21 protein-coding genes and 1 riboswitch are annotated in these 23,933 nt (G+C 51.8%); of the genes, 15 read left to right on the top strand and 6 right to left on the bottom strand.

The features are described from left to right. Positions 1–2: 2 nt before the first annotated feature. From H8L32_RS19255 to H8L32_RS19240, 4 genes are read right to left on the bottom strand one after another with little or no spacing between them, the layout of a single operon-like run. On the bottom strand, positions 3–1,136 hold the full coding sequence (locus H8L32_RS19255; protein WP_186948884.1) for a glutathionylspermidine synthase family protein: 1,134 nt from the start codon (positions 1,134–1,136) through the stop codon (positions 3–5). After that, positions 1,136–1,630 (bottom strand): hypothetical protein, encoded by a 495-nt coding sequence (locus H8L32_RS19250; protein WP_186948883.1) that lies wholly within the window; start codon positions 1,628–1,630, stop codon positions 1,136–1,138. The genes H8L32_RS19255 and H8L32_RS19250 overlap by 1 nt, the downstream gene beginning before the upstream one ends. 13 nt (positions 1,631–1,643) lie before the next feature. Further along, complete coding sequence (gene speE / locus H8L32_RS19245) at positions 1,644–2,933, bottom strand: polyamine aminopropyltransferase (protein WP_186948882.1); 1,290 nt, start codon at positions 2,931–2,933, stop codon at positions 1,644–1,646. Between the two features lie 10 nt (positions 2,934–2,943). Further along, positions 2,944–6,351 carry a DEAD/DEAH box helicase gene (locus H8L32_RS19240; protein WP_186948881.1) on the bottom strand — a complete coding sequence of 1,136 codons (3,408 nt, stop codon included), beginning with the start codon at positions 6,349–6,351 and terminating at the stop codon, positions 2,944–2,946. A gap of 186 nt (positions 6,352–6,537) precedes the next feature. Here H8L32_RS19240 and tkt point away from each other — a divergent pair, with 186 nt between their 5' ends. The 7 genes from tkt (at position 6,538) to H8L32_RS19205 (ending at position 14,923) form a co-directional block, all read left to right on the top strand. After that, entirely contained in the window at positions 6,538–8,541 is a 2,004-nt protein-coding gene (gene tkt / locus H8L32_RS19235; protein ID WP_186948880.1) for a transketolase, read from the top strand. Between the two features lie 14 nt (positions 8,542–8,555). Then, positions 8,556–9,155, top strand: coding sequence for a GNAT family N-acetyltransferase (locus tag H8L32_RS19230; RefSeq protein ID WP_222619418.1), 600 nt, complete (start codon positions 8,556–8,558; stop codon positions 9,153–9,155). A gap of 206 nt (positions 9,156–9,361) precedes the next feature. Further along, positions 9,362–10,375 (top strand): type I glyceraldehyde-3-phosphate dehydrogenase, encoded by a 1,014-nt coding sequence (gap, locus tag H8L32_RS19225; protein WP_186948879.1) that lies wholly within the window; start codon positions 9,362–9,364, stop codon positions 10,373–10,375. 128 nt (positions 10,376–10,503) lie between these two features. Then, positions 10,504–11,184, top strand: coding sequence for a signal peptidase I (gene lepB, locus H8L32_RS19220; RefSeq protein WP_329605203.1), 681 nt, complete (start codon positions 10,504–10,506; stop codon positions 11,182–11,184). Positions 11,185–11,463: 279 nt separating this feature from the next. Beyond that, positions 11,464–13,629: a DUF4214 domain-containing protein gene (locus H8L32_RS19215; protein WP_186948878.1), complete on the top strand. Its 2,166-nt coding sequence runs from the start codon at positions 11,464–11,466 to the stop codon at positions 13,627–13,629. 248 nt (positions 13,630–13,877) lie between these two features. After that, positions 13,878–14,297, top strand: coding sequence for a BON domain-containing protein (locus H8L32_RS19210; protein ID WP_230412309.1), 420 nt, complete (start codon positions 13,878–13,880; stop codon positions 14,295–14,297). A 164-nt stretch (positions 14,298–14,461) separates the two neighbouring features. Further along, positions 14,462–14,923 carry a cache domain-containing protein gene (locus H8L32_RS19205; protein WP_186948876.1) on the top strand — a complete coding sequence of 154 codons (462 nt, stop codon included), beginning with the start codon at positions 14,462–14,464 and terminating at the stop codon, positions 14,921–14,923. A gap of 101 nt (positions 14,924–15,024) precedes the next feature. Here H8L32_RS19205 and H8L32_RS19200 read toward each other — a convergent pair whose 3' ends face one another. Then, the gene (locus H8L32_RS19200) at positions 15,025–15,642 is read right to left on the bottom strand and encodes a TetR/AcrR family transcriptional regulator (RefSeq protein ID WP_186948875.1); all 618 of its coding nucleotides are present in this window, start codon (positions 15,640–15,642) and stop codon (positions 15,025–15,027) included. Positions 15,643–15,850: 208 nt separating this feature from the next. On the opposite strand from H8L32_RS19200, the gene H8L32_RS19195 reads away from it, so the two are divergent. The 3 genes from H8L32_RS19195 to H8L32_RS19185 all read left to right on the top strand — a co-directional run bounded on the left by H8L32_RS19195 (position 15,851) and on the right by H8L32_RS19185 (position 19,167). After that, a complete protein-coding gene (locus H8L32_RS19195) occupies positions 15,851–16,513 on the top strand; it encodes a DUF3313 domain-containing protein (protein ID WP_186948874.1) in 663 nt (220 codons plus the stop codon). A 91-nt stretch (positions 16,514–16,604) separates the two neighbouring features. After that, a complete protein-coding gene (locus H8L32_RS19190; RefSeq protein WP_186948873.1) occupies positions 16,605–17,270 on the top strand; it encodes an outer membrane beta-barrel protein in 666 nt (221 codons plus the stop codon). A gap of 364 nt (positions 17,271–17,634) precedes the next feature. Further along, entirely contained in the window at positions 17,635–19,167 is a 1,533-nt protein-coding gene (locus tag H8L32_RS19185) for a M57 family metalloprotease (protein ID WP_186948872.1), read from the top strand. 113 nt (positions 19,168–19,280) lie between these two features. Here the strand turns inward: H8L32_RS19185 and H8L32_RS19180 are convergent, their stop codons facing one another. After that, complete coding sequence (locus H8L32_RS19180; protein ID WP_186948871.1) at positions 19,281–20,060, bottom strand: IclR family transcriptional regulator; 780 nt, start codon at positions 20,058–20,060, stop codon at positions 19,281–19,283. A gap of 242 nt (positions 20,061–20,302) precedes the next feature. Between H8L32_RS19180 and H8L32_RS19175 the strand changes: the two genes are divergently transcribed. From H8L32_RS19175 to H8L32_RS19155, 5 genes are read left to right on the top strand one after another with little or no spacing between them, the layout of a single operon-like run. Further along, positions 20,303–20,701 (top strand): diacylglycerol kinase, encoded by a 399-nt coding sequence (locus H8L32_RS19175; protein ID WP_186948870.1) that lies wholly within the window; start codon positions 20,303–20,305, stop codon positions 20,699–20,701. A 7-nt stretch (positions 20,702–20,708) separates the two neighbouring features. Then, positions 20,709–21,746: a nicotinate-nucleotide--dimethylbenzimidazole phosphoribosyltransferase gene (gene cobT, locus H8L32_RS19170; protein WP_186948869.1), complete on the top strand. Its 1,038-nt coding sequence runs from the start codon at positions 20,709–20,711 to the stop codon at positions 21,744–21,746. Between the two features lie 25 nt (positions 21,747–21,771). Beyond that, the gene (locus H8L32_RS19165) at positions 21,772–22,545 is read left to right on the top strand and encodes an adenosylcobinamide-GDP ribazoletransferase (RefSeq protein ID WP_186948868.1); all 774 of its coding nucleotides are present in this window, start codon (positions 21,772–21,774) and stop codon (positions 22,543–22,545) included. A 2-nt stretch (positions 22,546–22,547) separates the two neighbouring features. After that, the gene (locus H8L32_RS19160; RefSeq protein ID WP_186948867.1) at positions 22,548–23,096 is read left to right on the top strand and encodes a histidine phosphatase family protein; all 549 of its coding nucleotides are present in this window, start codon (positions 22,548–22,550) and stop codon (positions 23,094–23,096) included. A 55-nt stretch (positions 23,097–23,151) separates the two neighbouring features. Next, entirely contained in the window at positions 23,152–23,496 is a 345-nt protein-coding gene (locus H8L32_RS19155) for a PilZ domain-containing protein (protein ID WP_186948866.1), read from the top strand. A gap of 60 nt (positions 23,497–23,556) precedes the next feature. Then, positions 23,557–23,815: riboswitch (cobalamin riboswitch) on the top strand. Positions 23,816–23,933 lie beyond the last annotated feature (118 nt).

Below are 23,933 nucleotides of genomic sequence, written 5' to 3'. Positions count from 1 at the left end.
TCCTATTCTACAAAATAATGGGGAATGAAACGGCTGGTGTTCTTGGTGATCAGGGTTTCATCTTCGCGTATGCCTATGCCCGCCGGTTCGTCACCGACTATCCAGGCACCGATGGATGTATATGCCGGTGTGATGCCATCATCAAACCTGGGCTGGGGTGCATACGCCTGATAGATATAGCCTTCGGCACCATAGTCACCGTCAGTATGCAGCACCTGACCATCGGCATAGATGGAAATGTTTTCACCTTCGCGTGAATACAGCGGTTTTTTCACATGATTGCCACTGATGCGCCAGGCATCAAACGACGCGGGCAGCAGGTTGGGGTGATTCGGAAACAGTTCCCATAGTATTGGCAGTATGGCTTTGTTGGACAATACCATTTTCCATGCAGGCTCTATGATACGCATGGGCCGCTTCAGCAAATGGTTGGCGAAATCTTCGCGACACAGCCATTCCCAGGGATAGAGTTTGAACAGGTTGTCTATCTGGCTGTCGGCATCATCGACAAACATGCCTTCTGCTTCATCCCAGCCAAGGCTTTCTATGGCGCATTGTTTGGTGGCAAAGCCTGCCTGTATGGCGGTGTCGCGCAAGTAAGAAAGATTGCCTTCATCTTCTTCGTTACCACCTGCGCAGGCGAAATGCAGCATGCCCTTGTTGGGGAATTTCTTCCACTGTTCTATCAGTTTTTCATGCAGGGAATTGAACTGGTCTGCATCCGGATGCACGTCCTGTAGCCAGTACCATTGCGCCACGCTGGATTCCACCAGACCGGTCGGGGTATCGGCGTTGTATTCGAGCATCTTGGGTGCGCCGCTGCCATTCCAGCTGAGATCAAAGCGGCCATACAGCGAAAATTCTTTGCTGCGCCAGCTGTCTTCCACCTGCGACCAGAATGCGCTGGGGATGGCAAATTTTTCCTGCATGCCATTTTTGATGACGTGGTCCACCGCCTGCAGCGACATCTGATGCAGATCAAGGCTGGCCTGTTCCAGTACGTCGATCTGTTCTGCGGTAAAGCAGTAGGCATAACGTTCGTCCCAATACAGACCATCGATGGAATGGTAGCTAAAGCCAAGCGATTCAAATTGCTGTTGCCAGCCCGCGCGTGGCGTGAGTGAGGTACGTATCATTAACCGCCCCCGGAAGAACCGCGTGACGTACTGCCAAAACCACCACGGCTGACGCTGCCACGGCTGACACTGGTGCTGCGGCTGACCGCATGGTCGCTACTGCCACCCTGAAAGCCAAAACTTCTTTGCGCAGTTTCACGGTTGCCCGGACTGTAGTGCGGACCAAAGTAATGCATGTTGTAACCACTGTAATGTCCGCCGGTGCCCGTGTAGGATGAACCGGTGTAGCCATTGCCCGTACCTGTACCTGTGTTGTTCAGATTTGCATCCGTATTCAGGTTGCTGGTGGCGACTGATTCACAGGCGGGGCCATCGCCCCAGTCCTTGCGGCAGTCTTCCAGGCTCTTGTACTGATCGCGTATGGCGGTCAGTTCCTGGTTGCTGTCACTGTCACTGCTGCTACAGGCAGTCAGTGCAGCACTGGTCACTAGCATTAGCGGCAGGGTACGGCTTGCCCTGCGTTTGCCATGTTGTTTGTTTTTTCCGGCACTCACGGTTTCTCCTGGTTCAGGTGGCCGGCATCAGGTCTTTCACATAATTGGGTAAAGCAAATAATGCCTGATGCACATCCGCATTGTAATACTTTAGCAACGGCAAGCCACGGTGTTTGATGCGCTGATTTACCGTTGACGCGGCAATTGCCTGGGGATTGAGCTGTTTGCTGGCAATTGCCATACCCCACAGGGCACCGTACAGAGGGATGAATACCGTGTAAGGATGGATCTGTGCAAACGCTGTTTGCAGTTTGGTCAGTGTAGTCCTGAAGCGTTCGGGATGATAAAACGGGCTGCCCAGGTGCAGCACCAGCATGCCTTCTGCTGTCAGGCGTCGGGCGCAGATCTGGAAAAATTCTTCCGTCATGCAGGTGGCCGCCAGCGAATTGCCGGTGGGGCTGACGGGGTCGGTCAGATCCAGCAAAATCAGGTCGTAGACATCGCTGCATGAACCTACATAGGCAAAGCCGTCTTCATGGCGGTGTTGTATTTTTGAATCATCCAGGGCACCACGATGGATATTGCCGAGGTGCTGGCGCGCCATGGCGACTACATCGGCATCAATTTCACACAGGGTGATGCTGGTGATGCTGGGGTGCTTGAGCAATTCTTCGCAGGAACCGCCATCACCACCGCCTATGATCAGGGCGGTACGTGGTTCCGGGTGAGCAATCGCGGCGGGGTGGACCAGGCATTCATGATAAAAGAATTCGTCTTTTTCCGAGGTCATCATGGCACCATCTAGTCGCATGACTTTGCCAAAATCGCTGGTGTCGGCGATCTCTATGTCTTGCATGGCGCTGGTGTGTCTTGCTAATACCTGGTTGATGCGGGTAGCAGCAAAGCTGTGGTCGCTCAGGGCTTCAAATGTAAGGCTAGTGGCCAGGCCAGTGGTCAGATCAGTGATCAGGCCAGTGGTCGGGTCAGAGGCATTCTCACCGCGTTGCAGTTCCTGTCGTGATACCGTACCTGGCTTGAACACGGCAATCAGCGCATCAACAATCTGCCTGGCCTTGCTGCCATTGTCATGGTTGAAGTTGCAGACATACACATCCAGCGTCACCGCATGACGTTCTGGCCAGGTATGGATGGCGACATGCGATTCTGCCAGTAGCAGGGCACCGGTGACGCCAGCCGGGCTGCCATCTTCATGCGTGAAGGGGTGAAATTTTTCACCGACTATGGTCAGGCCGGCAGCGATGGTGATGTCACTCAGGCACAGACGCAGGCTTTCCGGGCTGACGAAATATTCTGGCGCTGCTTCACAATTGAAGCAGTCGGCGGTCAGGTGTAAGCCTTCCATAAGTCTTTCTTTAATTCAGTGGTTCAAAAATGCCCTGCAAGTCTTCTGCCGTCAGTTGCACGCTGGCGATTTCGCCCTGACCCAGTATGGCACGGGCCAGGTCGGATTTTTTTACCTGCATTTCCTGGATTTTTTCTTCCAGTGTGCCCTTGGCGATCAGGCGATAGACAAATACGGGCTTGTCTTGCCCTATGCGCCAGGCGCGGTCGGTAGCCTGGTTTTCTGCGGCCGGGTTCCACCATGGGTCATAGTGGATGACGGTGTCGGCTGCTGTCAGGTTCAGACCCACGCCACCAGCTTTCAGGCTGATCAAAAACAGGGGGATATCACCTTCCTGGAAACGGCGTACCACTTCGCCACGGTGTTCTGTATCGCCAGTCAGTATCGCAAAGCGCAACTGCTTTTCAGTCAGTGCTTCGGCGATCAGGCCGAGCATACTGGTGAACTGTGAAAATACCAGGATCTTGCGGCCTTCGGCCAGCAGTTCATCGATCATGGCCAGCAATTCTTCCAGCTTGGCTGAAGGCGGCATTTTATCCTTGCCATTTTTGGCCGACTTGGATGCATTGGTAGCATTAGTAGCCTTGGCACCAGTAATCTTGACCAGTCGTGGATCGCAGCATACCTGGCGCAGTTTCAGTAGTGCGTCAAGGATGACGATCTGGCTGCGTGCCACACCTTTCTTGGCGATTTCTTCACGGACTTTTTCATCCATCGCCAGGCGCACGGTTTCGTACAGGTCACGTTGCGCACCGCTGAGTTCTATGTGGCGCAAGACTTCGGTCTTGGCGGGCAATTCCGTCGCCACCTTGTCCTTGGTACGACGCAGTAAAAACGGTTTGATGCGACGTGTCAGCAGGGCGTGGCGCTGGCTGTCACCCAGCTTTTCTATGGGGTGCTGGAAGTCTTTGGTAAAGGACTTGATATCTCCCAGCAGGCCCGGCATAAGGAAATTGAATTGCGACCACAGTTCCCCCAGATGATTTTGCAAGGGCGTACCGGTCAGGCACAGGCGGTGATTCGCTTGCAGCAAGCTGGCAGTCTGGCTGGCCTTGGCCTGGGCATTTTTGATGTACTGCGCTTCGTCGAGTATCAGCAAATGATAGCGATGCGCACGCAATGCTTCTTCATCGCGCGGCAGCAGGGCATAGGTAGTCAGTACCAGGTCCACCTGGGGGATTTGTTCAAACAGTTTGCTGCGGTCTTTGCCCTGCAAGACCAGTACCCGCAAATCGGGGGCAAAGCGTTGTGCTTCGCTGGCCCAGTTATCCATCAGACTGGTCGGGGCAACTACCAGTGCTGGCTGGCTTAAACGACCGGCTTCTTTTTCTATCAGGATATGGGTCAGGGTTTGTATGGTCTTGCCCAGACCCATGTCGTCAGCCAGTATGCCGGCCAGCTGGTATTCGCGCAAAAACTGCATCCATGCCACGCCTTCTTTCTGGTAATCGCGCAGGCTGGCGCGCAAGCCTGCGGGCGGGGTGATGGTATTGATGCCACCAAATGTTGCCAGGCGTTGGCCAAAGCTTTGCTGGCGTTCGCCACCTATCCAGCGCAAATGGGTGGTGGCCGATAGTTCTGCCAGGCGTGCCGCGTCCAGCATGGGTAGCCGCAGTTTGTCGCCTTGATGTTCATTGAAATACAGCTCGCCCAGGATCAGCAGGATAGGCTTGATGCGCGCATAGGGTAGGGCGACGCGGGTATTGTCAGGCAGGGCCAGCAAAACCTGTTCGTCATCGGCACGCTGATTGACTTGTTGCAGGCTAAAGTCTTGCGGTGCCTGGCGTATCAGGCTCACCAGTAGCGGTAGCAATGAAATCTTGGTCTGGTTGACGACGATACCCAGTTCCAGCTCAAACCAAACCGATTGCTGGTTATCCTCATCCACTTCTGCGTACCAGTCTTCGACTTCCTGCAGGTTGTAGCGATAGTCGTCTTGCTGGCGTATATCCCAGCCCTGGCTGATCAGACCGGGCAAGTCTTTTGTCGCAAAATGTAGCCAGGCATTCTGGTCTGGCAGACATTGCAACAGGTCTTTTTCATGTCCGGGTACCACTTGCAGTTGAAACCCCAGATCTTTCAGGGTTTGCTTTGCGGCTTGTTCGGCAGGCTGATCCCTGAGTATGTTTTCCAGCCCGTGCTGGCCGCGACGCAGCAGGCTATCGCCTGCCTGATCGGCTTCTGCCATTACATTTTCATAGGCAAAGCGCAGGACGGCGTAATCAGTACACAGGTCGGCTGTGGTCAGGGCATTCAATTCAAGTACCGGGCGCATACGTACATCGGCACGCACCTGGGCATCCAGCTCGGCAGGCAGTGGAATTAGGTGTTGCAAGCCCATGTCCAGCAGACGATTTGCCATGGCCAGCCGGGTTTCCGTGCGGGTAACAGCCAGCAAGGGGGCTTCCTGCACCAGGTTGATTAACGTGGGCAGGGGAAACTTGCCGGTAGCGGCCACATGCAGCTCGCCGCAACTGTTCTGGCCGATCAGCCACGGTGGTTCGGTGGGTAATATGTAAGGGCCAGGTGTTGAATCGGCAGAGACCGATGTCTCTGCGTCGACGCCATCGACTTGCCAGCGCAGCCGCAGGTAGTCCTTGTCTTCCTGCCAGGTCAGATGGGCCTGTTGTAAAGGATGGTAAGTCAGTCTGGATAACTGGCTTTGTTTGTTTTCCGTATTCAGCCAATACAGTTTGCCAGCTTTGGCGACGCGTTCGAGCAAGACCGCACCCATCCTGCCTTTGGGCGAATAGTGCGAGTAATAAAACGAATTCATCGTGCACATATTGAATAGCGCCAGCAATTCGTAATCTGCTTCTTGCAGAAAATGGGCTGATTTCATCATATCGCGCACCGCCAGCGACAGCTTGGTGTATTTCAGATCGCCTTTGGCATTCTGTTTGGCCTTGCCGGGTATCAGCCTTACTTCCTTGCTGCCCGCCACGGTGGACAGGCTGAAAATCAGCATGCCGTCGTCTGATTCTTCGTTGCCGGATTCGCTCTCAGTGATCAGGGCAGGGCTGTCATGCCGGGCAAATTCCAGTTCGCGCAGCCACTTCTGTTCGGTGAAACCCAGTGCCGTGCCATTACCGTCTGCCTGGTCGGGTGGTGGGCTGGCCTTGTTCTGGTGATCAAGAATATTGAGTAAAACGGCTGCTACATGCTTACAATTGTATTCAACCGGGCAACTGCAGGCGCCATTGACGGCTTCCAGTGTTTCATTCTCAAACACCAGTTCTATCTCTTGCGTATAGATATTGCGGCCACTGCCCTGAACTTCGCTTTCTACGAAATCATTATCAAAACTCCAGCCCCTGACCTTGTTTTCTGTTGCATAACTGATACCACGGATGAACACCTCATGGGGAAATTGCCGGGCAAGTTCGTCGAGGGAGAAATGACGTTTTTTTGATGACATGCGTAAGCTTTATAGATAAACCCAGTGATTTTACAGTCTAAAACAGCCTGTTTGCGCTTCTGAAGCGTCGCAATTGTAGTATGGACCCCATGCTCTGGTAAAATATCGGGTTTCGCAGGGATGGAATTATTCCTCCTCAGCCGCTTGCTTCACTGACCAGTTTTCTCAAGACAAACTTCTGACACCATGATTTCATCTCTTCAGCCAGCAACACTTACCAAGATGGCCAATGCAATTCGTGCCTTGTCCATGGATGCGGTACAAAAAGCCAATTCCGGTCACCCGGGCGCGCCTATGGGCATGGCCGATATCGCCGTTGCTTTGTGGAAAGGCCATTATCGCCACAATCCGACCAATCCAAAATGGATTAACCGTGATCGCTTTGTGTTGTCAAATGGCCACGGTTCGATGTTGCATTATTCGCTGCTGCACCTGACAGGCTATGACCTGCCTATGGATGAGATCAAGAATTTCCGCCAATTGCATTCCAAAACTGCCGGTCACCCTGAAGTGCATGTGACACCAGGCGTGGAAACCACCACTGGCCCATTGGGTCAGGGCATTACCAATGCCGTTGGTATGGCACTGGCTGAAAAACTGCTGGCTGCCGAGTTCAATCAGGGTGACCTGAAAGTGGTTGATCATTACACCTATGCTTTCATGGGCGACGGTTGCCTGATGGAAGGCATTTCGCATGAAGCCTGTTCACTGGCGGGCACACTGCAATTGAATAAACTGATCGCCTTCTGGGATGACAATGGCATCTCCATCGACGGTCACGTCGAAGGCTGGTTCACAGACAATACCCCAAAACGCTTTGAAGCCTATGGCTGGAATGTGATCCCGGCGATTGATGGCCACAATGCTGAAGCCGTGTCCAATGCGATTGCTGCTGCCAAGACATCTGACAAGCCTACCCTGATCTGCTGCAAAACCGTCATTGGCAAAGGTTCGCCAAACATGGAAGGCACGCACAATGTTCACGGTGCTGCTCTGGGTGACAAGGAAATCGCAGCAGTACGTGCCAACATTGGCTGGGAATACCCGCCATTTGAAGTACCGGCTGACGTATATGAAGCCTGGGATGCCAAAGCGGATGGCGCCAAAGCCGAAGCAGAATGGAATGCACAATTTGCAGCCTACACGGCTCAGTTCCCGCAAAAAGCGGCTGAACTGACGCGCCGCATGAATGGCGACTTGCCAGCCAACTTCGATGAAGTGGTGGCGAATGCGATTGCATCCTGCGTAGAGAAAAAAGAAAATATTGCGACCCGCAAAGCCAGTCAAAATGCGATCCAGGCATTTGCGCCATCGCTGCCAGAATTCCTCGGCGGTTCTGCTGACTTGACAGGTTCCAACCTGACCAACTGGAAAGAATGCGTTGCCGTGCGTGGCAACCAGGCCGGTAACCATATCAATTATGGTGTGCGTGAATTCGGCATGAGCGCGATGATGAATGGTATCGCCCTGCATGGTGGTTATATCCCGTTTGGCGCGACCTTCCTGACTTTCTCTGATTACAGCCGTAATGCCATCCGCATGGCAGCGCTGATGAAAATCCGTACCCTGTTTGTGTTCACGCATGACTCTATCGGCCTGGGTGAAGATGGCCCTACGCATCAATCCGTCGAGCACGTGTCGAGCATGCGCCTGATCCCTAATCTGGATAACTGGCGTCCATGTGACACGGTGGAATCAGCAGCGGCATGGGCACATGCGGTAAAACGCAATGATGGCCCATCGACGCTGATTTTTTCACGCCAAAACCTGCCGTATCAAGAACGTACTTCCCAGCAAATTGCTGATATCCAGCGCGGTGGTTATGTCTTGCAAGACGTGGCTGATGCAAAAGCAGTATTGATTGCGACTGGTTCCGAAATTGAACTGGCTGTCAAATCTGCGGCTGAACTGGCACAGCAAGGTATTGCCGTGCGCGTGGTGTCCATACCTTGTACGGACGTATTTGATCGCCAGGATGCAGCATACAAAGCAGCGGTATTGGGCAAGGGCTTGCCACGTATCGCCATCGAAGCCGGTGTCACCGACTTCTGGTATAAATATGTCGGTTTGGAAGGCGCGGTTGTCGGTATCGATACTTTTGGTGAATCGGCACCAGCAGGCGTCCTGTTCAAATACTTTGGCTTCACTGTTGATAACGTCGTTGCCAAAGTAAAAGCGACTTTAGTTTAAGCTGGAAGACAGAATTGACAGACATTACTGTGAGCAGCATCAAAGAGGTCAGCCTGCGTCGTGCTACTGTAGACGATGCAGAGGCGATTGCTGCTGTGCGTGTGGAAAGCTGGCAGGCTACCTATCGTGGCATGGTACCGGACAGTTATCTGGATGACATGCGCGTAGAAGACAGCATGCTGAAGTGGCGTCAGATACTGCAAGCGATGTCGCAAGCGCAAGACCGCATTTGCGTGTATGTGGCTGAAAGCGAAGGTCATATCATCGGCTTCGCATCCGGTATGATGCTGCCTGAGCCCAAGCTGGGCATGCAGGCTGAACTGACCGCAGTGTATCTGCGGCCAGCCTGGCAGCGTTCTGGTATAGGCCGTCGCATGGTACAAAAGGTAGCACGTACCTTGCAGGCGCAAGGCGCAGAGAGTTTGCTGGTGTGGGCCATATCCGGCAATTCCATCGCCCGCAATTTCTACGAGGAACTGGGCGGTGTCCTGTTGATCGAACAGGCATTCAGCTGGGATGGCATGGATTTGATGGAAGTGAGTTACGGCTGGCGCGATTTGTCGGTGCTGATGGCATCCGTCAACGCCATGCGTACGCCTTTGTCTTTGCATTAGACGTATTTTGAAGACCAAAAAGCTCACCACAGAGACACGGAGACACAGAGGAAAAAACAAGAGAAAAGCTTAAGAATTTTGATCCGCAATTCCAATAGGTTTTGCCGTTCTCCTGCCTTTCTCTGTGTCTCTGTGCCTCTGTGTTGAGAGGTCTTAAAGTTTTACCTATTGTATTTATTGTTGTTTAGTCCTTTGGAGATAAAACCATGACGATTCGCGTCGCAATCAACGGCTATGGCCGTATCGGCCGCAACATCCTTCGCGCTCATTACGAAGGTGGCAAGTTCAAGAACGAGATCCAGATCGTTGCGATCAATGATCTTGGCAATGCAGAATCCAATGCCCACCTGACCCGTTACGACACAGCCCACGGCAAGTTCCCAGGCACAGTCACGGTCGAAGGCGACACCATGATCGTCAATGGCGACAAGATCAAGGTATTTGCAGAGCGCAATCCAGCCAATATCCCATGGGGTGAATTGAATGTTGACGTTGTGCTGGAATGCACAGGCTTCTTCACGACAAAAGAAAAAGCGTCTGCTCACTTGGCTGGCGGCGCGAAAAAAGTCATCATCTCTGCACCTGGCGGCAAAGATGTGGATGCAACCATCGTCTACGGCGTCAACCATGGCGTTTTGAAATCCACTGACACAGTCATTTCCAATGCATCCTGCACGACCAACTGCCTGGCGCCGCTGGCCAAGCCTTTGAATGATGCTATTGGTATCGTCAACGGTTTGATGACCACTATCCACGCCTACACCAATGACCAGGTACTGACAGATGTGATGCATGAAGACTTGCGCCGCGCCCGTTCAGCCACCATGAGCATGATCCCGACCAAAACCGGCGCAGCTGCTGCCGTTGGCCTGGTCTTGCCAGAACTGAATGGCAAGCTTGATGGTTACGCCATGCGCGTACCAACCATCAATGTATCCGTAGTTGATCTGACTTTCGTTGCTGCCCGTGATACAACAGTGGCAGAAATCAATCAGGTGCTGAAAGATGCATCCGAAGGTGCCCTGAAAGGCATCCTGGATTACAACACTGCGCCGCTGGTATCGGTTGACTTCAACCACAATCCTGCGTCCAGTACCTATGATGAAACACTGACAAAAGTATCTGGCCGTCTGGTCAAGGTATCGAGCTGGTATGACAATGAATGGGGTTTCTCCAACCGTATGCTGGATACCACTGTTGCACTGATGAATGCAAAATAATCTGCTTTAAATGTAAGTTCAAAAGTAAATTCAAAGCAAATTTTTTCTGCAGCTAAAAAATACCCCGAACTTTCGGGGTATTTTTTTGTCTATCTCTGGCATGCTTGATTTTTATAGAGGAGATAGCCGTGCAGCTTAAAAAATTGATTGCCGACAATAAAGGTTTCATCGTACTCATGCTGGGCATGGTCTTTGTGCGCAGCGCACTGGCCGATTATTACATGGTGCCGACCAGTTCCATGTACCCGACACTGCTGGAAGGGGATCGCGTCATCTGCGACCGTCTGGCCTATGACGTCAAGTTACCATTCACCGATGTCGTCCTCAAGCATGTGGCAGACCCGCAGCGTGGCGATGTTGTCACTTTCACTTCGCCGGTCGATGGTGTGCGCCTGATCAAGCGCCTGGTTGCTGTGCCTGGCGATGTGGTGGAAATGCGCGAAGAAAAACTGTTCATTAACGGTGTTGCCGCCAGCTATGAAGCTCAGGAACCACGCAGTGACGACCATCTGACACCAAAACGTGAATACAAAGGCCAGCAACTGGTCTACAAAGAACAGTTAGGCAGTCTGCAACATCAAATGATTGTGATGCCAGAGCGTGAAGCACTGCGCACTTTCGCTCCCGTCAAAGTGCCTGAGGGTGAGTATATGATGCTTGGGGATAATCGCGACAATAGCCATGATTCCCGCTACATCGGTCTGGTCAAACGTGAGCTGATTACCGGGCAAGTCAAACGCCTGATGTATTCGCTGAATGGCGACCAGTATTATTCGCCACGATTTGACCGTTTTGGCGCGAAAATCTGACGCCTGATTAGCGCCTGTTATTGAATTCAATCCCTTGAGGCATACAGGTCCCTGACCTGTATGCCTCATGTCTTTTGATAAAGTCAAAACCAGATGCAGCCATGATGTTGCACGATGCTGCATGATGTCAGATCTGCGATATCACCATCCACCAGCCACCAGCCACCAGCCGCAATTGATGTTAAGACAAAGTTTACATTTGTTGCAATTTTTGGGATGATGCTGGCTCTTTTGGCATACGCATGCCGCATTTACCCACACCGCAGCAAGGTTGATCTTATGGCTAACGAAGCCGATATCCAGAATCTCTACATCGCTTATTTCAATCGTCCGGCAGACAAAGATGGTTTGGCTTACTGGAAATCATCGACCATGAGCCTGGTCCAGATCGCGCAAAGCTTTTCTGAACAAAAAGAATATGCCAGTGCCTTTGCCGGTTTTACGGTAGAGCAAACCATCAATGTGCTGTATACCAATCTGTTCAACCACAAGGCTGATGCTGCTGGACTAAGCTACTGGAGCAGCCAGATCAGGTCCGGACAAGTTGGGGTAGGGGCTGCAGCCATCGCAATTTTGAATGGCGCGATGGGGCCAGACCTCGACGCTGTACGCGCAAAAAATGCGGCCAGTGCCAGTTTTACCTCCAATCTGGCAGCCAACCAGGCTGCCGCATCCTTGTATAGCCAGGCGGGCGTAGCCCAGGGCCTGGCCAAATCATGGCTGGCCACGGTGGTAGATGGCAACACCCAAAAAGCGGCACTCGATAGCCTTGGTTTTATCACCGCCAAAATGCTTGCCGGCTTACCGGATACATCCGTGAACGGCAGTATGCTGGTTGTCGCGGCGGGGCAAGTCAATCCCGGCAGGAGCGGCAACTTCATTTTCAGTACGGATGATGCCAGCCTGCTGGCAGCCAATACCAAAATCACAGGCAATGGCGGCGCAGTGGCCTTGAATGTGAATACGTATTTTTCGCCCGTGCCACATACGACGAGTACGGTCACGGGCGTACAAACCCTGAATTTGCAGGCCGGTGCCAATACCAGCAATGCAGGTGCCAATTTCATGAACAGTTTTACCACCATCAATACCAATAAGGCAGATGGTGGCGATACGATAGTCCTGGGCAATCTGACGCGACAAAACGTCAATCTCAACAATGTGACTGGCACATCGAGCGTGACCCTGGGTGCAACGGGTCAGAGCGTGACACAGATATCGGAGTTTGCCAGTGCCACCGTCAAAACCAGTCTGGCCAATCTGACTGATGCCAGGTTTAGTTTCAGCAATACCATTTATAACGAGCATGTGCTGGAGGTTCTTGATAGCGGCACTTTTGGCCTGAGCAGCACCCTTATGGCTAACTTCACTGGCCTCATTCTGCATCGAAATAACGAACTGTACTTCACGCCGTCAAAGCCGATTTCGATTACCACTGACAAGGGTGCATACAATAAAATTACTTTCGGCATTAACTCGGGCACTACGCAAGAGGTCAGATTCAAAAATCAATTATCTGGCACCCTGATACTGGAAGGCATGTCTAACACGATCATCGAAGATAGCGTCGCCTCCAATATCAATTTTTTTAGCAACTCTGGCTCATTGAGCGTCAAAGACAATAACGACAAAGAGCACTATATCAATAGCGGTGCCGCGACCAAGGTAGATGTCAGCAGCATGTCGGGAATGCTGTATTTATCCGGATCGGGTGCTTATTCTATCTCTGGCATGGGCATTTCCAGTGCTTATACTTACATCGTCAACGATAGTGCTACTGGCTCGCTGACCATGACGGTGACAGGCACGAACGATGCACGCTATCAGGAACTTCGGGGCGGTGCATCCGTCACCGTCAACCTGAATGGCACTGGCACTTTTTATGCCAATACCTTCAATCAAAATGCTGTCATGTGGGTGAATGTGAATTCGACAGATGCCAAAATGTCTTTATCAAGCTATTCAAAACAAATACAGATCGTAGAACCTGAAGGTAAAACGGGTTTATTTAATCTCGAGTTGTCTTTTAGCGCTGCCGCGACGGTCAAGCTGGCTTCGACAGGTGGTGGCAGCGATATACTGGATATCAAATATGCCTCCATGTACTATTTTCTGACTGGCGGTAATGTGATCAGTAATTTCAATGTCACTGGTGCAGATAAATTTAAAACCAGCGTACAGGCAACTTCCCTCGACAAGTTAAGCATTGCTTCTTCAGACGTGGCCGGTTTGGCAGCCAAGATCGCCAGCGGCGCTGCGGCAGCGGGCAATGCCCTGACCGCCACCCCGGGCCAGGCATTTCTGATTACAGTTGCCAGTGGACAGGCGGCGGGTACCTATTTCTACGAACACACGAGCAAGGTTGCCAACAGTGTGGAAACCAATGACGTTATCGTCAAGCTGATCGGTGCAGGGCAGATTGCAGTGACGGATATCATTGCCTGATTCATCGCATGATTTCAAAGATGCTTTTCGCCGGACGCTATTTTAAGGTGAACGCATAGATCAATTCATGCTCAGGCTGGGTTCATATTTAGGCGACACCGGCACAGGCTTGTTTTCAATCTGACAAAGTCTGTGTAAATTGGTTAATATGCGAAACGGATATTGATCTTGCGGGAGATCTTTGCATGTTTTTGCCTATGCGTAGAAGTATAAATATACTGCGGCTTGCCTTTGCTGCCTCCGTCTCGATGTCACTGCCCATTTGCGCGCTTGGTGATGAAGTCAGGACCAATTATTTCAATGATCCTTTTCTCAGGGTGACCCAGGGCATCAGCGAATGTCCTGTCCCTGAAGGCCCCATGCTGACCGAAGCGCAGGCGAGGGCAGAAGCGCATGGTCGCATCGAGCGTGGTACCAGCTGTTATCAGTCGGGTCAGTGCCGTCTGCCAAATTCCTATCTGTACGACAAGGAAATTATTCCCAGGGTCAAACGCGCCATAGAGGCGGATGGCCGTTTTGCTGAAACCAGTATCTGGGTGGAAGGCCAGCGCCGCTTTGTCTGGCTCAAAGGTTGTGTGCGTACTACCGGGCAAGCCAGTGAACTCGAAAAACTGGTGCGTAGCCTGGATGACGTGCAGGGCGTCATGAATCAACTGATAGTCAAATAGCCTTAGCCATGTGCAGGCAGCGCCAGATGGTCCATTCCGCCACAATTGTTGCGCTGCACAGTGACTAATGCTGGACTAAGTCGATTCAGGCATGAAATATTGGTCTTGCATTGAAAATTACATGCTGGGTATTCGAGCCGGTCCACACCTGAAGGAGATATGCCATGAAATGGATGAGCAAGCTGATTTTTATCGCTGTGATGGGTTTCGTCATGACTGCCCCTGCCTCGGCGCGGGAAGAACGTGGTTCGACTGCACAGGCACAGGCCCTGGTTAAAAAGGGTATAGCCTACATCAAGAAAAATGGCCGTGAAAAAGCCTTTGCTGATTTCAACGATACCTCCAACAAGGAATTTCATGACCGCGATCTGTACCTGTTTGTCTATGACATGAACGGCATGAGCCTGTCACACGGTGCCAATCCCAAAATGATAGGCAAGAATCTACTGGACCTGAAAGTCGAAGGCAAGCCCATCATCCGTGACATGATCGCCGCTCTTAAAACCAAAAATGATGGCTGGATTGACTATCAATGGCCAAACCCGGTCACCAAAGCCCTGGAAACCAAGTCCAGTTACTTTGAAAAAGTGGATGACTATTTTGTGGGCTGTGGTGCTTATAAATAATCTGCGGCTAACTATGGCAATCAGGGAGACAAGGCGCTGCTTGCAATGGGCTTCAACGTGGTTACGTCTGGAAATGCGTATGGCATTTCCAGACCGGCCACCTAGCGTGCTTGTGCTCCGCGCAAGAAAGCCTCAATCGCACGATCAACCATGGCGCGGACTTGTTCCGTTGCAACTGGTGGTGGGTCTCTCTGGAACAGGCGCATGTCATTTTCTGCCGTCACCAGGGCCATGAACTGCAATGCAGTGATCTTTGGATCTGCCTGGCGCAATTCACCCCTTTCCATTGCCGCTTTCAGTAATTCTGCAATGGCATTGATCGCTTCGGCAGGGCCTGATTGATAGAATACCTGCCCGACATCAGAGTGTCCGGATTCTGCAACTACCATCCTGCATACGGCAAGCGCGCTCTGATCGTTGGTTACTACCTGCATCATTCTTTCGCCAAACTGCCGTAACTGAGACTCCAGCGTGCTTTTGTTGCTGGCGTTGGCTGACAGTTCTGCTACCGCTTCCAGTAAATGTGCAGTAGAGACTGCCTGCACCACTGCCGCAAACAATTCTTCCTTTGACATGAAGTAACCATACAGGGTGGCTTTGGAGCCGCCCAGGCGTTTGGCGAGTTCATTCATTGATGCCCGTTCGTAACCCATTTCCTTGAACAGGTCAGTAGCAGCTACCAAGATGGCATTGCGTCGTGCTTCAGTACGTAGCTTCATACTTATTCTCTTCATAAACATACCGCATTGTACATTTTTCTTGACAGGCAGAAGTGCCTCTATATAATAAACCGTACAGTGTAGTTTGTTTATAATTGGATTCAGACATTAAATATTTCCTTGATGGCAAGACTGAGACTTCAAGGCGGACCCGCACTGTTTGATTTTTTTCCCTTCTCTTTTAGCAGTAGCAAACCAGGAACTTAAAATGAGTACACCATCAATTTCAATACGACTGGCAGGGCTGGCGTGTTGCCTTGCACTTGCAGCCTGTTCTTCGACGCAACCCATTCCTTATTCAGGGATCAATTCTTCGTCGCAGATGTTGTTGAATCAGCGTGATGCGACAGGCCGCAAGCCTTATGAATATAAAACTGACACCAACTGGAATAACTATGCAGCCGTGATCATTGATCCGGTGATTATTTATCGCGGTGGTGATGGTCAGTTTGAAGATGTCGCTGAAGAGGACAGAATCTATCTGGCGCGTTACATGCAGAGTGCATTTAAAGCCAAACTTGATACCCGTTTCAGAAGTGTAATGACGCCAGCGCAAAATGCCTTGCGCATCAAATTGACACTCGCGGGTGCCAGGGAAAACACCCCTTTCCTGAGCACGCTGTCGCGCTTTGATTTGCTGGGCGGACCTTACAATGCCACGCAGGCAATACGCGGTAAGGAAGGTGCGATGACTGGCTCAGTCAGCTTTGTAGTCGAAATATACGATTCCTGGACCAATGTGCTGCTGGGTGCCTACGTGTCCAAACAATATCCGAATGCCTGGAACCTCAAAGCCGGTATAGGCGCCATGAGTGCATCCGAAGCAGGCATAGACATAGGCGCAGAAGACTTGTTGTCCTTCCTGCGCTAGGTCATCCCAGCGCTCCATCAAACCTGTCAGTTCACCGGTTTGCTATCGGGCGTGATTACACGTCGATCCAATTTAATTTTAAGGAATCATCATGAATACTTCTACCACTTTTCAGTCTGCAGTTCAGCCTGTAGTTCGGTCTGTGCTTCACCCTGCCAAAACGGCATTGCTGCTGAAGCGCATGTTATTTGCTGCTCTTGCCCTGTCCGCTGGCATGACGGGTCTTGTGCATGCGGATGATACGGCTTCGCCGCTCAGCTTTTTGGTGGGGGCCGGTGCGATCTATGGTGGCGATTCCCTGGTCAGGGTGCCATTCGCTGATGGCTCGCGTGACAATTTCAAGGCGGGTGGTTTGGCACATCTGTATGTCGGTGCCGAGTTTCGCGTGAATGACAGGATATCGCTGCAAAATACGATAGGCTACCAGATCAACAATACCGATGTAAGCTCTGGCGGTAATTTGCGCTTTACCCGCATTCCAGTTGATTTGCTGTTCTTGTACCGTGTAGGTCAGAATTTTCGTGTCGGCAGTGGTCTGCAACTGGTGGCCCGGCCAGAATTGAAAGGAACGGGTGTCGCCAGAAACATCAGCCAGCAATACGATGCGACTGTTGGTTTGATTGCAGAAGCCGAGTATTTACTGATGCCGCAAATGGGCCTGAAGCTGCGCTACGTCGCAGAGCAATTCAAACCGCGCCAGGGCGGTGAGAAAATTAACGGCAGTCACGCCGGTGTGCTGCTGAGTTATTATTTCTGATCAGACTAAATAGGTGGTCAGACTGAAGAGGGGGTTTTGCATGCTGCAAAGCCACCTCTGCTGCGAGATATAAGACTGGCGCGCAAATATCGTTTCGCTAAAAGAAACTCAAAACTCAGAAACTCAAAAACGCTGCCGACGTGCAATACATCCTCTGCCGGAACAGGCCGGAGTACTGCTTATTCCGTATCACTCTTTAACCATTGTTTGCTGGTTTGTAGCGAATTCGCGACATGTCTGAATGTGCTGTAGCGTACACTATTTTATCTGACTCTTTTGCTCTCTTTGCTGTTTCAAGTTGTTGCTTCGCTTCAATTTTCCCAGTATTTTTCGAGCAGTATTTATTATAAGAAGGAGTTGGATCATGCCGGAAAAAACCATCATCGCCAAACCGTTCTCAGGTGATTACAGAATAGATGTGCTGCTTGATGACGTTAATTATCGCTGGAACGCAGGCAAGGCTTTAGGTACGCCGGTTGAAATCAGCTATAGCTTTATCAAGTCTCCGACCTCGACAGCTTCCGATTCAGACAAAAACGGTTTCAAAGCCTTTACCGTGGAACAGATGGCCGCTGCCAGGGCGATCTTTGCAGACATTGCCCAGGTCTTGAATGTGACCTTCAAGGAAGTGGCTGATACCGATATCCAGTCCGGCATACGGCTGGCAAATAATACCCAGGATAAAAGTGCCGGTTATGCCAAACTTCCGGTACCGACGGCGGATGGCACGGCATTTTCTGCGGGCAGTGGTGATCTGTTCATGTCAACGACTTACATGAATGTGAGCTATGAAAGAGGCAGCGAAGCCTACAAGATACTGATACACGAAATAGGGCACGCGATAGGCCTCAATCATCCCGGTAACTACAATGCGGGTGAGCCACCCAGTACCGAAGCGGGCAACTATCTGGCCACGTCTGAAGACAGTAGCTGGATTTCCATCATGTCCTACAATGCGATTGCGCAAAACCAGCAAGGCGAGTTTTTCGGGACCTACGATATGCTGGCGTTGAAGTATCTGTACGGAAGCCGGGCCTATCACACCGGCGATGATACCTATGCCTATAGCGATGTCGATGGCCGCACGCTCAAGATCATCAACGACACGGGCGGTATTGATACCATAGACGCGTCGAAGGCAACTGTGGCTGCGACGATTAATCTGACACCGGGATCTTTGAATTCAATAGGGCGCATTGCCAGTGGTGATGCCGCCATCAATAATATATCCATCGCCTTTGACGCAACCATAGAAAACATCATCGGTACCGCCTTCAGTGACAAGCTGACCGGCAATGCGGCCAATAATCTTATCAATGGTGGTGGCGGTGATGATGTAATCAATGGCGGGGCAGGGCTTGATACCGCTCAATATGCAGGCCTGAGATCAACCTACACGGTTGCCAGTAACAACAGTGGCTTTAATGTATCCAAGCCGAATTCACAAGGTGTGGATACACTCAGCAATATGGAACGACTGAAATTTTCAGATCTGTCGGTCGCGCTTGATATTGATGGTATAGCTGGTCAGGCCTATCGTATTTACCAGGCAGCGTTTGGCCGCACGCCAGATCTGGCAGGTCTGGGTTACTGGATCAAGGACATGGACAAGGGTTCCAGCCTGACCACGGTGGCAGCAGGCTTTATGCAATCGAAAGAATTCCAGGCACTGTATGGCAGCAGCCCCTTGGTCGATACCTTTCTGACGACCCTGTACAAGAATATCCTGGGGCGATTACCCGATCAGGCCGGTTACGACTACTGGAAAGGTGAATTGAGTACCAATAAAATCAGTTTTGCCGGTACGCTGGCCAGCTTTACCGAAGGGCAGGAGAACAAGCTCAAGGTCATTGGCGTGATACAGAACGGCTTTGATTTTATTGAATATACGGGTTAAAGATAAGACTAAGACGATGGCTAAGGCGATGGCCGAAGCCATCCAGTGTCGTCAAATAGCATTGAGGCCAGCATCGCAGGCAAAGCCTGAAGCTGGCCACTGGCGGTGTCAACTTACCTGCCCTCGGTATAACCCAGGGTCAATGAAATTTGCCTGGCGGTATCGGTCAGGTTGCTCAGCCATTCTTCCTGCAGACGATCGGCAGGGGCAGAAATGGACAGGCCGGCGATCATCTTGCCGCTGTCATCATGGATGCCGGCAGCCATGCAGCGCACACCCAGTTCCAGCTCTTCATTATCCCTGGCGTAGCCAGTTTCCCGGACGGCGGCCAGTTCTTTTTCCAGCTTGTTGAGGTCGGTAATCGAATTTTTATTGTGACCCGCCAGGCCGGTGCGTGTGGCATAGGCGCGGATGGCCTTGGGTTCATCCAGCGACAGGAATAACTTGCCGGTGGATGTCAGGTGCAGCGGCGCACGACCACCGATTGCACGTACCACCTGCATGCCTGAACGTTCAGAAAATGCCCGGTCTATATAGACGATTTCATCACCCTGGCGTACTGACAGGTTGATGGTCTGGTTGGTCTGACGGTGCAGGGCACGCATGAATTCCAGCGCTGCTTCGCGCACGTTAAGGCGGCTCTTGACGATATTGCCCAACTCCAGCAGCCGCATGCCAAGGCGGTAATAGCCCGTATCGGCGCGGTCAACAAAGCGGGTAATGACCATGTCATTGAGGATGCGGTGCGCAGTCGAAGGATGCAAGCCGGTTACTATAGCCAACTCCTTCAGACTGACCGGATCCTGGTAGCGCGACAGGGCATCCAGCAGGGATACCATGCGCTCTATGACCTGAATCGAGGTTTTATCTGAGCTGGTAGAGTCGTTTTTCATATTATGGTTGGTGCGCTGCAATATAGACGTTATACCATAATGTGAAATGAACGTCACTGCTTCGTCGGTAAAATGTCAACGTCTATAGAAATTTGCTGCCATCAATTTGTTTTGGGGCAAGTAAATCTGCTTATAAATCTGCTTGTTCCTCACACATAGTCCTGTAAAATTCGCCACCTGAGCGAAGCTTGGACGGTATGGCTTGGATGTGGCATACCGGGAACAAGGTTTAAGGAAGAGAAATGTCTGAAAAAGAACAAGCTGTCAGTGAATTCAAAAGCAAGAGTGGCCTGCGCCGGATTTTTTCGGCTTTCTTTTATTCCATAGACGGCTTTCGTTCCGCCTGGAAAAACGAACATGCTTTCCGTCAGGAACTGGTGCTGGTCGTCATCGGTGTCGTGATCGCCCTGATCTTGCCGGTGTCCGCTTTTGAAAAACTGATGATGATTGCCGTGCTGGTACTGATCCTGGTGGTGGAGCTGATCAATTCAGCGATTGAGGCAGTAGTTGACCGCGTCTCGCTGGAACGTCATACCCTGTCTAAAAATGCCAAAGACTTTGGCAGCGCTGCCGTGTTGCTGACCTTTTTGATTGCGGTGGCAACCTGGGCCGTGATCCTGATGGACCGCTTTTACTACTAATAGTCTGATGACAACGACCAACATCATTGCAACTGCCAATGCGGCGCTGGAAGCTGAACTGGCCGCCGCCATCAATAACAAGACCAAACCTCTTGGAAGTCTGGGCCGTCTGGAGCAGTTGGCCGCGCAGATAGGGTTGATACAGCAAACCACTCAGCCGCAATTACGTGACCCGGCCATCATCGTATTTGCCGGTGACCATGGCGTGGTGGCAGAAGGTATTTCTGCTTTCCCCCAGGATGTGACTTGGCAGATGGTAGAAAATTTTCTGGCCGATGGTGCCGCCATCAATGTCTTCGCACGTCAGAATGGTATTGCCCTGCATGTGGTGGACGCCGGTGTGAACCATGATTTTGGCCTACGTGACAAGCTGCTCAACAAGAAGGTGGCAGCAGGTACACGCAACTTTGCCAAAGAACCGGCAATGACCGCAGCCCAATGTCAGGCCGCCATGCGAAATGGCGCTGAACTGGTGGCGGGTTTGTCTGGCAGTGTGCTGGGTTTTGGCGAGATGGGCATAGGCAATACCACCGCAGCTGCGGCAATCATGCACAAGCTGACCGGCATCCCGGTAGTTGATTGTGTAGGTGCAGGCACGGGTTTATCCAGCGAAGGCATACGCCATAAGCAGGCTGTGATTGAAGCCGCTGTAGCCTTGCATGCTGATGTGACCCAGCCAGCAGATGTCTTGGCCACGTTTGGTGGTTTTGAAATTGCCACCATGGTTGGTGCCATGCTGGCGGCGGCAGAGCGTCGCATGGTTTTGCTGATCGATGGTTTTATCGTTACCAGCGCCTTGCTGGTCGCGGCCAGAATGCAGCCCGCCATACTTGATTATTGCGTGTTTTCCCATCAGTCAGATGAAAGTGGTCATGCACGCATGTTGCAGGCCTTGCATGTAAAGCCTGTACTGCAACTGGATTTGCGTCTGGGGGAGGGCACAGGTGCGGCACTGGTGTACCCCATGTTGCAGGCTGCGGTGAATTTTCTGAACCAGATGGCGACTTTTTCATCAGCCCAGGTGAGCGAAAAAAGCAGCGGCTAAACAAATCTATATTGCAGGAGCTGGCTTGCATCAACTACGCTTATTCTTCATTGCCCTGCAATTTTTTACCCGTATTCCCATTCCTGCGTGGGTGGGGTTTGAGGCTGACTGGCTGCGCCAGTCTTCACGTTATTTTCCGGCAACTGGCTGGGTGGTCGGTGCGGTATGTGCTGGCGTGTATGCTGGTGCCGCCGAGCTATGGCCACATGCGGTGGCGGTGCTGCTGTCCACCATTGCCGGTATCTTGTTGACCGGCGCTTTCCATGAAGATGGCTTTGCGGATGTCTGCGATGGTTTTGGCGGTGGCATGACGCCAGAACGGGTACTGGACATCATGAAGGATTCACGCGTTGGTGCCTACGGTGCCATCGGCATCCTGCTGATGCTGGTGCTGAAGCTGGCATTGCTGATCAGCCTGCCGCCAGCGCTGATTGTGCCCATCCTTTTTATCGCCCACCCCTTGTCACGTCTGGCATCATGCAGCCTGATCTGGCGCATGCACTATGCGCGGCATGAAGGTAAGGCCAAGCCATTGGCGCAAGAGATGCGCTCTGGTGAGTTTCTGATCGCCTGCCTGTCAGTATTGCTGCCAGCAGTCTTGCTGCTGTATTGCTTCTCTTTCCCTTTTTCGCCAGCTTCAATCCTGATGGCGCTGGCCTTGATGTGCTTGCTGACCTTGCGCATGGCACGCATGTTCCAGCGTCGTATCAATGGCTTTACCGGTGATTGCCTGGGCGCCACGCAGCAGGTGGCAGAAGTTGCCATCTATCTGGGTTTGCTGGCTTGTCAGGTGCAATGATCATGCGCCTGCATTTGCTGCGTCATACCAGGCCACAGATTGCCGATGGTCTGTGTTATGGGCAGGCGGATGTGCCTGTGCTGGCCGCAGATTATCAGATGCTGGCGGTAGAGGTGCGCCAGAAACTGTCTGCCGGTATCCCCGTGTTTTCCAGCCCCTTGCAGCGCTGTGCCTTGCTGGCACAGGCACTGCATGATCAACCGCAACTTGACCCGCGTTTGATGGAAATGCACTTTGGCGCGTGGGAGCTATGTGCCTGGGATGCTATTCCGCGGGCAGAGATTGATGCTTGGGCCGCAGCCCCTGCAACATATCGTCCTGGCGGTGGTGAATCAGCACTGGATGTGGCGCAACGCGTGATTGTCTGGCTGACTGATCTGCGCCAGATGCAATTGCCGGAAGCGCTGGTGGTTGCCCATGCCGGCATTATGCGTATGCTGCTGACCTGGCAGGATGGCATGGCGGCAGATGAACTGGCACAACTGGTTAGTGCGCAAAACCTCAGTCTTGCTTTTGGTGAATATACAGAAATACTGGTGTTTCATAAATAATGCAGATAGTATTTACGCAAGACTGACAGTAAAGCCAGCAGTGTATGGCCATCGCATGATAGAACTCAGAAAATCACCCCGTGTCACCGTTACCTGGCGTTCTGGTATCAAAATGCCGGATGGCAGATTGATATTCACCAAAGTGATTAATATATCGGCAGAAGGCGTGCTCTTGCAGTCGCCTGAAAACCTCGTTCCCCTGCGCAGTTATCCCATGATGATAGAAATCCCCGGTATCGCGCAAGCATCTGACATATACAAGGTCAGTTGCAAGGGCACGGTCAGGCACGTCATTCTTAGTGGCGATAGTTATAACGTTGGTATGCTGTTATCAGAAATGTCTGAATTGCATGCGCAACTTGTTGTCGCCTGGATATCCAAAACCGCCCATCTGGGCTAAATCGTCATGCTCCTGCTTGCTGCGCAGGCCAGCTCAACTTGCCGCCAGCACCATCTGTCTATAGAATGGCGGGGTTTTGGTGCTCGCGGATATGTTCATATCTGCGGTTAAACGGGAAACACGACGCTGAGGTCACTCAGACAAACGTGTGCTGCCCCCGCAACGGTGTACAAGTTGCTGTAACTGAATTGAATTTCTTGCTGTCTGAAATTGAATAGTCTACAGCCAGCCATTTTCCAATACCACTGTGCTAGGTGCATGGGAAGGTCAGATGGTAATGCTTGTCAGCCCGGATACCGGCCAGAATAAGTGAAGTAATACGGACGGGGATATTTCGTGAAAATCAGGCGCAGAAAGCTGCGTCGCCTTTTCAACTACGCCACAGGCGCTGACGATACCGATGGTCCCTATTGCTTTTTCCATTGCAGCCTGCGGGG

It is taken from the genome of Undibacterium hunanense (genome assembly GCF_014284335.1).
GTDB classification, from domain to species: Bacteria; Pseudomonadota; Gammaproteobacteria; order Burkholderiales; family Burkholderiaceae_D; genus Undibacterium; species Undibacterium hunanense.
The sequence above is the reverse complement of the archived record's forward strand: the minus strand, read 5'-3'. Positions and strand labels throughout refer to the sequence as shown.

Coding starts and splice junctions, on each gene's coding strand:
- H8L32_RS19255 (WP_186948884.1), bottom strand. CDS start 1,136: ATGATACGTACCTCACTCACGCCACGCGCGGGCTGGCAACAGCAATTT.
- speE (WP_186948882.1), bottom strand. CDS start 2,933: ATGGAAGGCTTACACCTGACCGCCGACTGCTTCAATTGTGAAGCAGCG.
- H8L32_RS19240 (WP_186948881.1), bottom strand. CDS start 6,351: ATGTCATCAAAAAAACGTCATTTCTCCCTCGACGAACTTGCCCGGCAA.
- tkt (WP_186948880.1), top strand. CDS start 6,538: ATGATTTCATCTCTTCAGCCAGCAACACTTACCAAGATGGCCAATGCA.
- gap (WP_186948879.1), top strand. CDS start 9,362: ATGACGATTCGCGTCGCAATCAACGGCTATGGCCGTATCGGCCGCAAC.
- H8L32_RS19215 (WP_186948878.1), top strand. CDS start 11,464: ATGGCTAACGAAGCCGATATCCAGAATCTCTACATCGCTTATTTCAAT.
- H8L32_RS19210 (WP_230412309.1), top strand. CDS start 13,878: ATGTCACTGCCCATTTGCGCGCTTGGTGATGAAGTCAGGACCAATTAT.
- H8L32_RS19205 (WP_186948876.1), top strand. CDS start 14,462: ATGAAATGGATGAGCAAGCTGATTTTTATCGCTGTGATGGGTTTCGTC.
- H8L32_RS19200 (WP_186948875.1), bottom strand. CDS start 15,642: ATGAAGCTACGTACTGAAGCACGACGCAATGCCATCTTGGTAGCTGCT.
- H8L32_RS19195 (WP_186948874.1), top strand. CDS start 15,851: ATGAGTACACCATCAATTTCAATACGACTGGCAGGGCTGGCGTGTTGC.
- H8L32_RS19190 (WP_186948873.1), top strand. CDS start 16,605: ATGAATACTTCTACCACTTTTCAGTCTGCAGTTCAGCCTGTAGTTCGG.
- H8L32_RS19185 (WP_186948872.1), top strand. CDS start 17,635: ATGCCGGAAAAAACCATCATCGCCAAACCGTTCTCAGGTGATTACAGA.
- H8L32_RS19180 (WP_186948871.1), bottom strand. CDS start 20,060: ATGAAAAACGACTCTACCAGCTCAGATAAAACCTCGATTCAGGTCATA.
- H8L32_RS19175 (WP_186948870.1), top strand. CDS start 20,303: ATGTCTGAAAAAGAACAAGCTGTCAGTGAATTCAAAAGCAAGAGTGGC.
- cobT (WP_186948869.1), top strand. CDS start 20,709: ATGACAACGACCAACATCATTGCAACTGCCAATGCGGCGCTGGAAGCT.
- H8L32_RS19160 (WP_186948867.1), top strand. CDS start 22,548: ATGCGCCTGCATTTGCTGCGTCATACCAGGCCACAGATTGCCGATGGT.
- H8L32_RS19155 (WP_186948866.1), top strand. CDS start 23,152: ATGATAGAACTCAGAAAATCACCCCGTGTCACCGTTACCTGGCGTTCT.